This is a genomic window from Janthinobacterium sp. MP5059B (assembly GCF_001758645.1).
Classification (GTDB): Bacteria; Pseudomonadota; Gammaproteobacteria; order Burkholderiales; family Burkholderiaceae_D; genus Janthinobacterium; species Janthinobacterium lividum.
The window spans coordinates 222,150-235,346 of the sequence record NZ_LRHX01000019.1; the positions used below are offsets into that span (position 1 = coordinate 222,150).

The 13,197-nt window shown below is 65.4% G+C and carries 10 protein-coding genes and 1 pseudogene; 10 read left to right on the forward strand and 1 reads right to left on the reverse strand.

Going from position 1 to position 13,197, the window contains the following annotated elements; all coding sequences use genetic code 11:
- Positions 1 to 101: 101 nt before the first annotated feature.
- The 10 genes and pseudogenes from JAB1_RS23845 (at position 102) to JAB1_RS23890 (ending at position 11,777) form a co-directional block, all read left to right on the forward strand.
- Positions 102 to 767, forward strand: a complete 666-nt coding sequence (locus tag JAB1_RS23845; RefSeq protein ID WP_034788548.1) for a PEP-CTERM sorting domain-containing protein — start codon at positions 102 to 104, stop codon at positions 765 to 767.
- Positions 768 to 968: 201 nt separating this feature from the next.
- Positions 969 to 3,134, forward strand: coding sequence for a type I secretion system permease/ATPase (locus JAB1_RS23850; protein WP_254672240.1), 2,166 nt, complete (start codon positions 969 to 971; stop codon positions 3,132 to 3,134).
- On the forward strand, positions 3,131 to 4,444 hold the full coding sequence (locus tag JAB1_RS23855) for an HlyD family type I secretion periplasmic adaptor subunit (RefSeq protein ID WP_034788545.1): 1,314 nt from the start codon (positions 3,131 to 3,133) through the stop codon (positions 4,442 to 4,444). Before JAB1_RS23850 ends, JAB1_RS23855 begins: the two co-directional genes overlap by 4 nt.
- Before the next feature lie 44 nt (positions 4,445 to 4,488).
- Complete coding sequence (locus JAB1_RS23860) at positions 4,489 to 5,736, forward strand: TolC family protein (protein WP_070282067.1); 1,248 nt, start codon at positions 4,489 to 4,491, stop codon at positions 5,734 to 5,736.
- Between the two features lie 94 nt (positions 5,737 to 5,830).
- Entirely contained in the window at positions 5,831 to 7,108 is a 1,278-nt protein-coding gene (locus tag JAB1_RS23865; RefSeq protein WP_070282042.1) for a lipoprotein-releasing ABC transporter permease subunit, read from the forward strand.
- 32 nt (positions 7,109 to 7,140) lie between these two features.
- Positions 7,141 to 8,411 (forward strand): annotated as a pseudogene (locus JAB1_RS23870) (lipoprotein-releasing ABC transporter permease subunit).
- A gap of 16 nt (positions 8,412 to 8,427) precedes the next feature.
- Entirely contained in the window at positions 8,428 to 9,153 is a 726-nt protein-coding gene (gene lolD, locus JAB1_RS23875) for a lipoprotein-releasing ABC transporter ATP-binding protein LolD (protein WP_034788536.1), read from the forward strand.
- A 12-nt stretch (positions 9,154 to 9,165) separates the two neighbouring features.
- Complete coding sequence (locus JAB1_RS23880; RefSeq protein ID WP_070282068.1) at positions 9,166 to 9,963, forward strand: TatD family hydrolase; 798 nt, start codon at positions 9,166 to 9,168, stop codon at positions 9,961 to 9,963.
- A 4-nt stretch (positions 9,964 to 9,967) separates the two neighbouring features.
- The gene (locus JAB1_RS23885; protein WP_070282043.1) at positions 9,968 to 11,209 is read left to right on the forward strand and encodes a PQQ-dependent sugar dehydrogenase; all 1,242 of its coding nucleotides are present in this window, start codon (positions 9,968 to 9,970) and stop codon (positions 11,207 to 11,209) included.
- 94 nt (positions 11,210 to 11,303) lie between these two features.
- Positions 11,304 to 11,777 carry a T6SS effector amidase Tae4 family protein gene (locus JAB1_RS23890; protein WP_070282044.1) on the forward strand — a complete coding sequence of 158 codons (474 nt, stop codon included), beginning with the start codon at positions 11,304 to 11,306 and terminating at the stop codon, positions 11,775 to 11,777.
- Positions 11,778 to 11,780: 3 nt separating this feature from the next.
- Here JAB1_RS23890 and JAB1_RS23895 read toward each other — a convergent pair.
- The coding region (locus JAB1_RS23895) for a helicase-related protein (protein WP_070282045.1) at positions 11,781 to 13,197 on the reverse strand (1,417 nt) is incomplete at its 5' end.

Below are 13,197 nucleotides of genomic sequence, written 5' to 3' on the forward strand. Positions count from 1 at the left end.
GGGCCGTAATCCTGCCCGGCAATGCCGCACCGGCGCACCCGTCACGGGGCGCCGGCGCTTTCCACACTTACATCTTACATAACAGAAATAGGGAAACCACCATGAAACAATCCATGCACCTGCTCGTTCGCGGCGCCATCGCCGCAGCCACGTTCGCCCTCGCCAGCGGCAGCGCCCTGGCCGCCTCCAACCTGCAAGTCGTCGATTCGCACAGCGTCAGCCTGTTTACGGCTGCCGGCGGCGCCTTCGGCTCGGGCAACGCCATCTCGCCGACCTTGTGGGAAGTCAAATACGACAGCAACACTTTCCTGGCGTTTTGCCTCGATCCCCATGTCGCAGTGAGCAATAGTTCGAACAGCTACAGCAGCGGCGCCTTTGCCGCCAGCGATTCCGTCAAGCGCCTGTATGAAGGGTATTACGCCTCGTCCATCGCGAATGTGTCGACCAGCGCCAACAGCGCCGCCGCCTTCCAGCTGGCCCTGTGGGAATTGAATAACGACAACACGAACCTGCTGACGGGCGACCTGCGCTTCAAAAACCTGAGCAATGCCGTCGTCAGCCAGGCCAACGCCATGCTGGGCGTGGCCACGGGCAATGGCGCCATCCAGAACCTGTACAGCTACACGAGCTTGACGAGCGTCAACCCGGCTTCGCAAACCTTGCTCAGCGTGTCGCCGGTGCCGGAAGCGCAAACCTGGGCCATGCTGGTCGCAGGCCTGGGCCTGCTGGGCTTCATGGCGCGCCGTCGCAAGGCTGGCGCAGTATAAACCGGCAGCAGTGGTATTGACTTGGTAGTTTCTGCTGCGGTGCGTCCGTCAAGACGCACCGCAGTTTTTATTTTTTCATAACATCATTCTGAATAGCTGTTATTACTATGGCACAATGTTTCTGCAAACCACCACTGCGCGACCTTGACAATAGTTCCTCACTGTTCATTGCACCTGTCTGAGATCGGATTTGAGCTCATCATGACGCCACCTTCTGCCGCGCACGCCGCCGTCGACGCTTCCCCATCCACCGCCTGCGCTGACACGCTTGCCGACGCCATCGTCTTCCTGGCCTGCCTTCTTGGCACCGGCGTGCAGGCCGAGCGCCTGCGCGCCAGCGTGACCGCGCATGGCGACCCGGCCGCCGCCGATTTTCTCGACCAGGCGCTCAGCCATGCCAGCCTGGCCGGCACCGCGCTGCCCATGGACAAGCCGCGCCGTCCGACGGAAATGCCGGCCTTGCTGCTCAATGGGGAAGGGCAGGCGCTGGTGGTGCTGAGCATTGCAGATGGTAAATATGAATGCCACGTGCCCGGCATCGCCGGCACCTCCTGGCTCGATGCGGCCGCGCTGGCCCTGGAAGTGCCCGCCGGGCGCTGGGTGGCCGTGCGGCCCGTGATGTTCTTCGACCAGCGCAGCTTGCTCTACAGCATGCCCGTGGCGGGACGCTGGTTCTGGGATGTCTTCAACCGCAACCGCTGGGTATTTCGCTGGGCCCTGCTGGGCACGCTGGTGCTGAACGTCATCGGCGCGCTGGTGCCATTCTATGCGATGGCCGTGTACGACCGCGTGATCCCGAACAATGCCACGTCCAGCCTGTGGGTGCTGACCATTGCCGTGGTGGTGCTGACGGGCTTCGAACTGGCTCTGCGCCTGCTGCGCGGCGAACTGGTGGAAACGGCGTCGCGCCGCATGGACGTGGCGCTGTCGTCGAACATCTTCGCCCAGTGTCTGCGCCTGCGCGCGGCCAGCCGTCCCGCTTCCGGGGGGACTTTGGCCAATACCGTGCGCGATTTCGAATCCGTGCGCGAATTCTTTGCCTCGACCACCCTGACGACCCTGGGCGACTTGCCGTTTTTGCTGCTGTTCCTGCTGGTCATCGCCTTTGTCGGCGGCTGGCTGGTGCTCGTGCCGCTGGCCGTCATCCCGATCCTGCTGCTGGTGGCCTTTGCCTCGCGCGCCGCCCTGGCGCGCCACGTGGCCGCCTCGATGCAGGAAAGCGCGCAGCGCACGGCACACCTGTTTGAAACCATGAATGGCCTCGACACCATCAAGGCGCTGGGCGCCGAAGCGTGGAGCCGGCGCAAATGGGAAAGCCTGACGGTGGCCATCGCCGCCAACAGCGTCGAGACGCGCGAAATCGTCAGTCGCGTCAACTACATCAACACGGCCGTGCTGGCCCTGTCCGGCGTGGCCGTGGTGGCCACGGGCGCCTTGCTGATGGGCGAACACCTGCTGACCCTGGGCCAGATCATCGCCGTGAGCATGCTGACGGGACGCGCCCTGGCGCCCGTGAGCCAGATCGCGGGCCTGATCATCCGCTGGGAACAGACCAAGCTGTCCTATCACGCGCTGAACAAGATCATGGAAGCGCCGACCGATGACGACGTGGCCAGCCTGCAGGCGCCCCCGCTGTCCGGGCGCATCGAGTTCCGCGACGTGGGCTTTGCCTACCCGAATTCGCCGCCGCTGCTGGATAAACTGAACCTGCACATCCGTCCCGGCGAACGGGTCGGCGTGATCGGCAAGCTCGGTTCCGGCAAGAGCACCCTGCTGCGCTTGCTGCTGAACCAGTACGGTCCGCAAAGCGGCAGCGTACTGTTCGACGACCTGTCCAGCACCCAGCTGGAGCCTTTGAGCCTGCGCCGCCAGATCGGCTACGTGCCGCAGGACGTGACCCTGTTCCACGGCACCCTGCGCGAAAACATCGAACTGGGACGCAGCCAGCCCGACGATGCTGCCCTGCTCGATGCCATCCGACTGGCCTGCCTCGACGACATCATCACCCAGCTGCCCAACGGCGTGGCGACGGAAGTGGGCGAACGGGGCGAACGCCTGTCCGGCGGCCAGCGCCAAGCCGTGGCCATGGCCCGCGCCTTGCTCGTGAAACCGCCCATGCTGCTGCTCGATGAGCCGAGCAGCATGTTCGACCCGGCCACCGAGCAGCGCCTGATCGCCCGCCTGCGTACCTTAAAGGATACGACCATCGTGCTCGTCACGCACCGCATGGCCATGCTGGCGCTGGTGGACCGGCTGATCGTCTTCGACAAGGGGCGCATCGTGGCCGACGGCCCGCGCGATGAGGTCATGCGCGTGCTCAATAGCCAGGCAGCCAAGCCTGCGGTGGAACAGGGAGCCACGGCATGAGCGCCCTGAACGCCCGTCCGCTGCCGGCGGCCCACCCGGACCCGGAACGCGAACCGCAGCGCATCGTCATGCGCATGCTGGCGCTGATCGCCGTATTGCTGGTGCTGGTGCTGGCCTGGGCCACCTTCGCCCAGCTCGACGTGTCCGTGAATGGACGCGGCGCCATCACGCCGCCGTCGCACCTGCAGGAAGTGCAAAGCCTGGAGGGGGGCATCGTGCGCGAAATGCTGGTGAAGCCGGGCCAGCGCGTGCGCCGCGGCGACTTGCTGCTGCGCCTTGACACGGCCCAGTACGAGGCCAACCTGGGCGCCAGCGTGCAGAATCGCCTGGCCGCGCTGGCGGGCAGGGCGCGCCTCGATGCGCTGCTGTCCGGTGGTACTCCACGGTTTGCGCCGGAATGGCAGAAAGAGGCGCCCGAGCTGATCGCCAAGGAAACGCAGTTGTGGCGCGATGGCCAGCGCGAGTTCGCGTCGGCCACGGCGGCCGCGCGCGAAGGCGTGACGCGGCGGCGCGGCGAGCTGGCCGAGGCGCACAGCCGCATCGCGCAACTCGATACGGGCTTGAAGATCGCGCTGGAAAGCCTGTCGATCGAGGAACGCCTGTTCAAGGAGGGCGCCGGTTCGCGCGGCGACTACCTGAATGCGCAGCAGCGCGTGCAGCAGCAGCGCACGGAACTCGACAGCCTGCGCGCTTCCGTGCCGCGCCTGGCAGCCACCCTGGCCGAGGCGCAGGCGCAGGCCGGCGAAGTGGAAGCGCGCATGCGCGGCCAGTGGGGCGCCCAGCGCAGCGAATATGAAACCAAGGCGGGAGCCCTGGCCAGCACCGTGAAAGGCCAGCAGGACCAGGTGAGCAGGCGCGATGTGACGGCGCCCGTCGACGGTGTCGTCAACCGCGTGCTGGTGGCGACGGTCGGCGGCGTGGCGCAGCCGGGCAAACCTATCCTGGAAATCGTGCCCGCCGATTCGGAAATGCTGATTTCCGTGCGCGTGAAACCGTCGGACATCGGTTTTATCCACGTGGGGCAGCGCGCTTCGGCCAATGTGCTGGCGTATGACGCCACCACCTATGGACGCATGCAGGCGCAGGTGGTGCGCGTGGGCGCCGATGCGATTCCCGATGAACGCAACGAGCCGTATTTCGAGGTGCAGCTGAGTACCGACCGCAGCCAGTTGACGGCGCACGGCAAGGTGCTGCCGATTACGCCTGGCATGCCCGTCGACGTGGGCATCCTGACGGGGCGCCGCTCGGTGCTGCAATATGTGTTCAAGCCCGTGCTGCGCGGCTTGCAGTCTTCCCTGCAGGAGCGGTGATGCGTGCGTTTTTACTTTGCATGGCATTCGCCTGCGCAAACGCGGTGGCCCAACCGGCGCCGCCGGCCACTTTCCAGGCGCAGTCCACGCGCGGCTTGCCCGCCTTGCTGGCGCGCGCCGTGCCGCGCGACCCGCAGGTGATCGCGGCGCAGGCGGCGCTGGCCACCACCGAAGCGCGCTACAAGCAGGCCCGCTCGCGGCTGTTCCCGACTGCGGCGCTGCAGGCGACGCGGGGGCGCAGCAATGACCTCGATGGCGCGCTGGACGTGGAACGGCGCACGCACCAGGTGGAAGCGAGCATGCGCTGGAATGTGTACAACGGCGGCGCCGACCGCGCCGAACTCGATGCGGCCGAGCGCGAAATGGCGGGCGCCGCCTTCGACGTGGAGCGGGCACGCGCGGAAAGCGCGGAAAAACTGGCCGAAGCGTATTTCGACATGCAGCGCCTGGAACGCAGCCTGATGCAATCGCAGGAACGCCTGCGCGACGTGACGCAGCTGGTGCGGCAGGTGACGCGCCAGGCGGAACTGGGCAAATCGTCGGAAGTGGACCGCGAACTGGCGCAAAGTTCGCAGCTGGACGCGGAACTGGTGCACGACGGCTTGCTGACGGACCAGCAGGCGGCGCGCATCAAGCTCGAGGCGCTGGCCTTCGAGCCGGTGGCGCAGTTTGCCGATTTCGCCTTTGCGCCGCTGCCGGCGCAGGCCCTGGAAAACGCCGATACGCAGCAGGCGCAGTTGCGCGCCGCGCGCGAGCGGGCAGCGGCGGCCCAGCTGCGCGTGCGCGGCGTGGCGGCCACCCTGGCGCCGAAAGTGGATCTGAACGTCAGCCATCTGCTCAATAACAAGACCACGCCGCCGCCCTCGACCATCCAGCAGCGGGGCTGGTCGGTGGGCGTGAGCTGGGAATTCCCGCTCGGCGGCGGCAGCCTGGCGCAGCGCGACGAGAGCATCAGCCGCGCCCAGGCGGCCGATGCGGACGTGGCGCGCGCCGAGCAGGGCACGCGCGCCGACCTGGCCAGCATGCTGCCGCGCATCGCCAATGCGCAGCGCACCCTGGCCCTGCTCGACGAGCAGGAAAGGAAGTTGGCCTTCGTCGTGCGCGGCGGCACCATCCAGTACGAGGCGGGACGGCGCAACCTGCAGCAGGTCATCCAGACGCGCGACAGCTATTTCACGGTGCAGCAGCGGCGCATCGACCAGCTGCACCGTCTGACCCTGGCGCAGATGCGCCAATATGCGCTGGCGGGGCAGCTGCTGGCCGTGTTCGGCCTGGCGCAGGAGGCAAAATAGGGCCGGCGTGCGCTGTTTCACGCAGACTTGATGCATGAAATGCCCATTGTGTGGCACACTGCGCGCTCGCATATCATCGTTGTCGCGGGAGCGCATGAGCATCATCAAACAATTTCCCTTCGAGTGGCAGGTCGGCGTGCGCTATACGCGCGCCGGGAAACGCAGTGGCCGCAACAGCTTCATTTCCTTCATCTCCCTCATTTCCGTGGCCGGCATCGGCCTGGGCGTGGCCGCCCTGATCGTCGTCCTGTCCGTCATGAACGGCTTCCAGAAGGAAGTCACGGACCGCCTGATGTCGGTGCTGGCCCATGTCGAGGTGTTCGATACCAGCGGCTCCATGCCGAACTGGCAGGCGCAGGAGCGCGCCGCCTACGCCAACCCGCAAGTGAAAGCCGTGTCGCCGTTCGTGGAAACCCAGGGCATGCTGCTGAACGACGAAACCATGCGCCCGTCCGTCGTGCGCGGCGTGCTGCCGCAGCAGGAAGCCACCGTCTCCAGCGTGGCCTCCCAGATGAAGCAGGGCAGTTTCAAGGATCTCACGCCAGGTTCCTATAACATCGTGCTGGGCATCGACCTGGCCAAGGCCCTCGATGTGAAAGTGGGGCAGAACGTCACCCTGATGCTGGAACGTGAGCCAAGGGCGGGCGACCCGGCCAATGGCATCGTCATGCCGCGCATGCGCGCGCTCAAAGTCGCCGGCATCTTCGAGGCCGGTCACAATGAACTCGATGGCAGCCTGGCCTTCGTGAACATGCAGGACGCCGAGCAGCTGCTGCAGCTCGATGGCCCGTCCGGCCTGCGCTTGCGCCTGCACGACATGAACCAGGCGCCGCAGGTGGCGCGCGAACTGAAAGCTTCGATGCCGGGCCAGCTGTGGATGCGCGACTGGTCGCGCGCCAGTGCCAGCTGGTATGCGCTGGTGCAAAGCCAGAAGAACATGATGTTCATCATCCTCAGCATGATCATTGCCGTGGCCGCGTTCAACCTCGTCTCGACCCTGGTGATGTCGGTCACCGACAAGCAGGCCGACATCGCCATTCTGCGCACCCTGGGCGCCTCGCCGTTCTCCATCATGAAGATTTTCATGATCCAGGGCGCGCTGGTGGGCCTGCTGGGGAGTGCTTTGGGCGTGCTCGGCGGCGTCGTGCTGGCGCTGAACGTGGGCGTCATCGTGCCCTTCATCGAAGGCATCTTCGGCCTGCACTTCATCTCGAAGGAAATCTACCAGATCAGCGCCGTGCCGTCCGACGTGCATTGGCTGGACGTGGCGCAGATCGGCCTGATCGCCTTTGGCCTGGCGCTGGTGGCGACCATCTACCCGAGCTGGCGCGCCGCGCGTGTCAAGCCGGCCGAGGCATTGCGCTACGAATAACACATCAAGAAACGATAAAGACCGCCTGAACAATGAGTATTTTCAAGAATCTGCCCTTCGAATGGCTGGTCGGCCTGCGCTACACGCGGGCCGGCAAGCGCAGTGGCCGTAACAGTTTTATCTCCTTCATCTCCCTCATTTCCATGGCAGGCATCGGCCTGGGCGTGGCGGCGCTGATCGTCGTGCTGTCCGTGATGAACGGTTTCCAGAAGGAAGTGACGGACCGCATGCTGTCCGTGCTGGCCCACGTGGAAGTGTTCGATAATAGCGGCAGCATGCCGGACTGGCGCGCGGAAGCGGCGCAAGCTTTTAAAAAAAAAACCCGGCCGTGAAGGGCGCCGCGCCGTTCGTGGAAACGCAGGGCATGCTGCTGCGCGACGATGCGCTGCGTCCCGCCATCGTGCGTGGCGTGCTGCCCGAGGAAGAGCCGAACGTTTCCGACGTGGCCGGCCAGACGCGCATGGGCAGCTTCAAGGCCCTGCAGCCTGGCACCTTCAATATCGTGCTGGGCATCGAGCTGGCGCGCGCCCTGCGCGTCAACCTCGGCGAAAAAGTGACGCTGATGCTGGCGCAAGGCCAGGTCACGCCGGCCGGCGTGCTGCCGCGCATGCGCAGCTTTACCGTCAGCGGCATCTTCCAGGCGGGCCACAATGAATTCGACGCCGGTCTGGCCTTCATCAATATCGAAGACGGCCAGCGCCTGCTTCGCCTCGATGGCCCGTCCGGCCTGCGTTTGCGCCTGGCCGACATGAACCAGGCGCCGCAAGTGGCGGCGGAACTGAAAAAAACCATGCCGGGCGACCTGTGGCTGCGCGACTGGTCCAAGCTCAATGCCAACTGGTTCGCTGCCGTGCAGACGGAAAAGCGCATGATGTTCATCATCCTGACCCTGATCATCGCGGTGGCCGCCTTCAACCTGGTCTCGACCCTGGTGATGACGGTGACGGACAAGCAGGCCGATATCGCGATTCTGCGCACCCTGGGCGCTTCTCCCCGTTCCATCATGAAGATCTTCATGATCCAGGGCGCGCTGGTGGGCATCCTGGGCACGATTCTGGGCGTGGGCGGCGGCGTGCTGGTGGCCATGAACATCGACGTCATCGTGCCCTTCATCGAGCATCTGCTGGGGGTGCAGTTCCTCTCCAAGGACATCTATTTCATCAGCACCGTGCCGTCCGACCTGCGCTGGCCCGACGTCACCAAGATCGGCGTGCTGGCCGTGATCCTCGCCTTTTTGGCGACCCTGTACCCAAGCTGGTGGGCTGCCCGCGTCAAACCTGCGGAAGCCCTGCGCTATGAATAAACCACTGACTACGACCATGACCGATCTGAACAAACCTGCCTCCAATGGCGCTTCCGCCGATTCTGCCGTGCTTTCCTGCCGCGGCCTGGGCAAGACTTTTACGCAGGGCAGCTACAAGGTGCAGGTGCTGGCCGGCATCGACATCGACGTCCACCGCGGCGAGCGGGTCGCCATCGTCGGCGCCTCGGGTTCCGGCAAATCGACCCTGCTGCACCTGCTGGGCGGCCTCGATACGCCCACCAGCGGCAAGGTGACCCTGCTGGGCAAGGACTTCGCTAACCTCAGCGAAAAGGCACGCGGCGACTTGCGCAACGCCTCGCTGGGTTTCGTCTACCAGTTCCACCACCTGCTGCCCGAGTTTTCCGCGCTGGACAACGTCGCCATGCCTTTGATGATACGGCGTATGAAGCGCGCGCCGGCCACCGAGCTGGCGCAGCAGATCCTCACGCGCGTGAACCTGGCCAAGCGCGTCACGCACACGCCGGGCGAGTTGTCGGGCGGCGAGCGCCAGCGCGTGGCCCTGGCCCGCGCCCTCGTCACGCAGCCGGCCTGCGTGCTGGCCGATGAACCGACGGGCAACCTCGATCACGCCACTGCCGAACAGATTTTCGACCTGATGCTGGAACTGTCGCGCACCCTGGGCACGGCCTTCGTCATCGTCACGCACGATATCGAACTGGCCAAGCGCTGCGACCGCGTGCTGCGCCTGACGGACGAAGGGCTGCAGCCGTACCAATATTAAGGAGCCGCCATGCTGTGGATCGACACGCACTGCCACCTCGACGCGCATGAATTCGGCAGCGAATCGCTGCAGGTGGCGGCGCGCGCGCAGCAGCAGGACGTGGCGATGATCGTCATTCCCGCCGTCGAACGGGCCAATTTCGCCATCGTGCGCGACCTGGCGGCTGCGGCGCCCAACGCCTGCTATGCGCTGGGCATCCACCCGATCTACATGCCGCACGCCACGGAAGACGATTTGGTCGCCCTGCGCGAGGCCGTGGCCCTGGCGATGAACGACCCGCGCTTTGTCGCCATCGGCGAAATCGGCCTCGATTTCTTCATCCCCATGCTGTGCGAGCCGGCCATGCGCGTCAAGCAGGAGCATTTTTTGCGCGAGCAGCTGAGAATCGCCCGCGACTTCGATTTGCCCGTGCTGGCCCACGTGCGCCGCTCGCAGGACATCGTCCTCAAACACGCGCGCCAGATCCGCCCGAACGGCGGCATCGCGCATGCGTTCAACGGCAGCTTCCAGCAGGCGCAGGGTTATATCGACCTCGGTTTCAAGCTCGGCTTCGGCGGCGCCATGACGTTTACCCGCGCGCTGCAGATACGCCGCATGGCCACGGACCTGCCTTTGGATGCCATCGTGCTGGAGACGGATGCACCCGACATTTCCCCCAGCTGGATCCACCCGGGCCGCAACAGCCCCGAAGAATTGCCGCGCATTGGCGCCGTGCTGGCGGAGCTGCGCGGCCTGGCATTGGCCGACGTGGCCGTTGCCACCAGCGCCAATGCGCGCGCCGTGATGCCCCGACTACCCCTGATGGAATGAGACCATGAACAAGAAAATGCTTGCGGGCGCCCTGGCAGCCTGTATGTCCACCGTGTTGGCGCCCGCCATGGCGGCGACGGCCAGCGCCCAGTGCGACGGTATGCCGCGCCTCGACGTCGCCACGCCGGCCGGCTTTTGCGTGGCCGTGCTGGCCGACGGCCTGAAATTCCCCCGTGGCGTGCTGCCGCTGACGAATGGCGACATCCTCGTCACGGATATGACGGGATGGGCGCCGAAGCAGGGTAAATTGTGGCTGTTGCAGCCCAAGGCGGCCGGTGGCGGCTACGAGCGCAAGCTGCTGCTCGACAAGCTCGATCGGCCGAACGGCATCGTGCAGGGGCCGGACGGCATGGTCTACGTGGGCGAGGTGGGGCGCATCTTCCGCTTCGACCTGCGCGACACCACGCGCACCCTCACCGACGTGATCGGCGGCAAGGCCAAGACGCCGCGCCTGCCGGGCCTCGGTTTGCACCTGCTGACGAATATGCGCTTCAGCCCCAAGGGCGACCTGTATGTGAACGTGGGTTCCAGCACCGACCATTGCGAGAATGATGGCAAGGCGCCCGATCCGGCCAAGGCTTGTCCTTCGGCGGAAGGCCTGGAAGCGCTGGGCGCCATCCGCGAATACACGATGGCCTGGCCGGCCGGCACGGTGACGAGCTGGCGCACGCATGCGCGCGGCTTGCGCAATTCGATGGCGCTGGCTTTTCACCCTGCGACGGGCGAGCTGTGGCAGGCGGAAAACTCGCGCGACGCCATCCAGGCCGCCATGCCGCAACTGAAAAGCGACGAGAACCTGCCGCACGAAGAACTGAATTTGATCAAGGCAGACCGGCACTACGGCTGGCCGTACTGCTACGACGACAATGTGGCCAGTCCCGAATATCCGAAGACGGCTTGCGACGCCCAATATGCGGCGCCGGAGCGTTTGCTGCCCGGCCATGCCGCCCCGCTGGGCATGACTTTTTACACGGCCAGCCGCTTCCCTGCGTTGTACAAAAATAGCCTGATCATCGGTTACCACGGCTACCGCAGCAACGGCCACCGCCTGGTGGCCTTGCTGCCCGACAAGGCCGGTGCGCCTATGGGCAAGTCCGTCGACTTGATCAGCAACTGGGAACGCAAGGGCAAGCAGGGCAGGGGCGCGCCCGTCGACGTGAAGCAGGGCCAGGATGGCGATATCTATATGGCTGACGACCATAATGGGCTGGTGCTGAAACTGCATTACGAGGTGGCCAAGCCGTAATGCAGATCGCTTGACTTCGCTCAGTGCGGGGCTGCAGCATCCTCCTACAATCTGCCTGATGTGCCCTGGCGACCAGGGGCAACGGGAGGTTGACGTGAAACCTGCATTCATCAATCTGCGTGAAAATTACTCGAGCGTGGCGGCCGTCGACCAGGCAGCCCTGTTCCGCGAAATCGGCTGGGAAGACTTGATCGGCAAGGACAGCTTTGCCAACACCTGCGCCATCCGCGTCAGCCTGGCCCTGATCAAGGCCGGCGTCCAGGTCAGAGGCCGCATGGCCATCCGCAAGGGACCGTTCAAGGGCGCGCTGATCGAACCAGGGCAGGCCAAGCTGGCGCACATGCTGGCCAGCCCGTCGATGTTCGGCGCGCCCGAAAAATTCAACCGGGATGCCGCCATGGCCGGCATCGGTCAGCGCCAGGGCCTGGTCGCCTTCTTCCGCATTCCCGGCTACCTGGGCGGCGCGGGCGGCCATATCGACATCCTGCTGCCGTCCATCGGCGTGAAGGTGTGCGGCACCGAATGCTACTGGGATTGTGGCGAGGTCTGGTTCTGGCCGCTCGGTTGAGGCTTATTTGAACTTCTTCGACCGTCCGCGCGAAGCCGCATTGTGCGCGCGCAGGATGGAGTCGACCCGTTCCGACGCATCGCGCGACAGGTTTTGCGCGACGGCGATATCGGGGAAGAACTCGGGCAGGCGGTAGCTGAGCCAGGCATACGCGGAATAGTAGCGGCAGGTGTCTTCCACCTGCTGCAGATTCTGCGTGCCGCCGCCGTACGCGTGCTGGCGCAAGGTGCTCGTTTTTCCCTGCGACAGATTCTTCGCCCAGTGCTCCCACGCCGTTTGCAAGGACGGCACCTTGCTCGATATCGGCACCAGCGACAGGGTGAACTTGTCGGCCACTGACAGGGGCAAGGTGTCGAGCCAGACGGCGCGCTCCTTCTGGTCTTCCGTGATGCGGGGGAAGAAAAAGCCGTCCGGCACGTCGATATTGTGGATGAAGCGGCGCAGCAGTTTTGACAGCGACAGTTCGCCCGTCACCGATGAAATGCGGTGCAGGTGTTCGAGCGACGGCGCCACGGCAAAGCCGCTGGTGTTCAGCGGATGCAGCTTTTCCTTCAGCAGGGCGCGCATCACTTCATGCGTCTCGTTGTCGTAGCCCGCCACGAGGCCCTCTTCATGCACGCCGTAGCGGCCCGCGCGTCCGGCGATCTGGCGCGCCAGCGCGGCTGAAATCTCTTCCTCTTCGCGGCCATTGTATTTGACGCAGGTGGTCATGACGATGCGCGCGATCGGCATGTTCAAGCCCATCGCCAGCGCATCCGTGCCGACGACGATATCGGCCGTGCCGTCGCGGAAGCGCTGCGCCTGCGCGCGCCGCACTTCCGGCGACAGGTTGCCGTAGACGGTGGCCACCGACAGTCCCGTTTCCGTGATCATGTCGCGCCACATCAGCACTTCGCGGCGGGAAAAGGCGATGACGGCGTCGCCGCGGCGCAGGTTGCGCACCTTGCGCACGGCGTTCGGCTCCATCGACAGGGGTGCCATGCGTTTCAAGACATGTACTTCCAGCGGGCAGTCCAGGCGCTCGGCCAGCGCTTCGATGGCGCGTCGCGCTTCGGGTGCCCCCACCAGGTAGACGGTGTGGGCGGGCGCGCCGCAGACGGCGGCCGTCCACGCGGCGCCCCGGTCCGGGTCGGCCAGCATCTGGATTTCATCGATGACGGCCACTTCGACGACGGTTTTCGTGTCCAGCATTTCCACCGTGCTGGCCACGTGCGTGGCGCCGTCGACGACCCTGCGCTCCTCGCCCGTGATCAGGCTCACGGCCAGCGGCTTGCCATGCGGCGCGGCTTCCTGCAGGCGTTCGTAGTTTTCCAGGGCCAGCAGGCGCAATGGCGCCAGATAGATGCCGCTCTTTGCCTTCACCAGCGCTTCCATGGCGCGGTGCGTCTTGCCGGAATTGGTGGGGCCCAGCAGGGCGATG

What these genes read in the sequence shown, in the direction of transcription:
- lolD (WP_034788536.1), top strand. Translation starts at nt 8,428, where the DNA reads ATGACCGATCTGAACAAACCTGCCTCCAATGGCGCTTCCGCCGATTCT.
- JAB1_RS23885 (WP_070282043.1), top strand. Translation starts at nt 9,968, where the DNA reads ATGAACAAGAAAATGCTTGCGGGCGCCCTGGCAGCCTGTATGTCCACC.
- JAB1_RS23855 (WP_034788545.1), top strand. Translation starts at nt 3,131, where the DNA reads ATGAGCGCCCTGAACGCCCGTCCGCTGCCGGCGGCCCACCCGGACCCG.
- JAB1_RS23845 (WP_034788548.1), top strand. Translation starts at nt 102, where the DNA reads ATGAAACAATCCATGCACCTGCTCGTTCGCGGCGCCATCGCCGCAGCC.
- JAB1_RS23850 (WP_254672240.1), top strand. Translation starts at nt 969, where the DNA reads ATGACGCCACCTTCTGCCGCGCACGCCGCCGTCGACGCTTCCCCATCC.
- JAB1_RS23865 (WP_070282042.1), top strand. Translation starts at nt 5,831, where the DNA reads ATGAGCATCATCAAACAATTTCCCTTCGAGTGGCAGGTCGGCGTGCGC.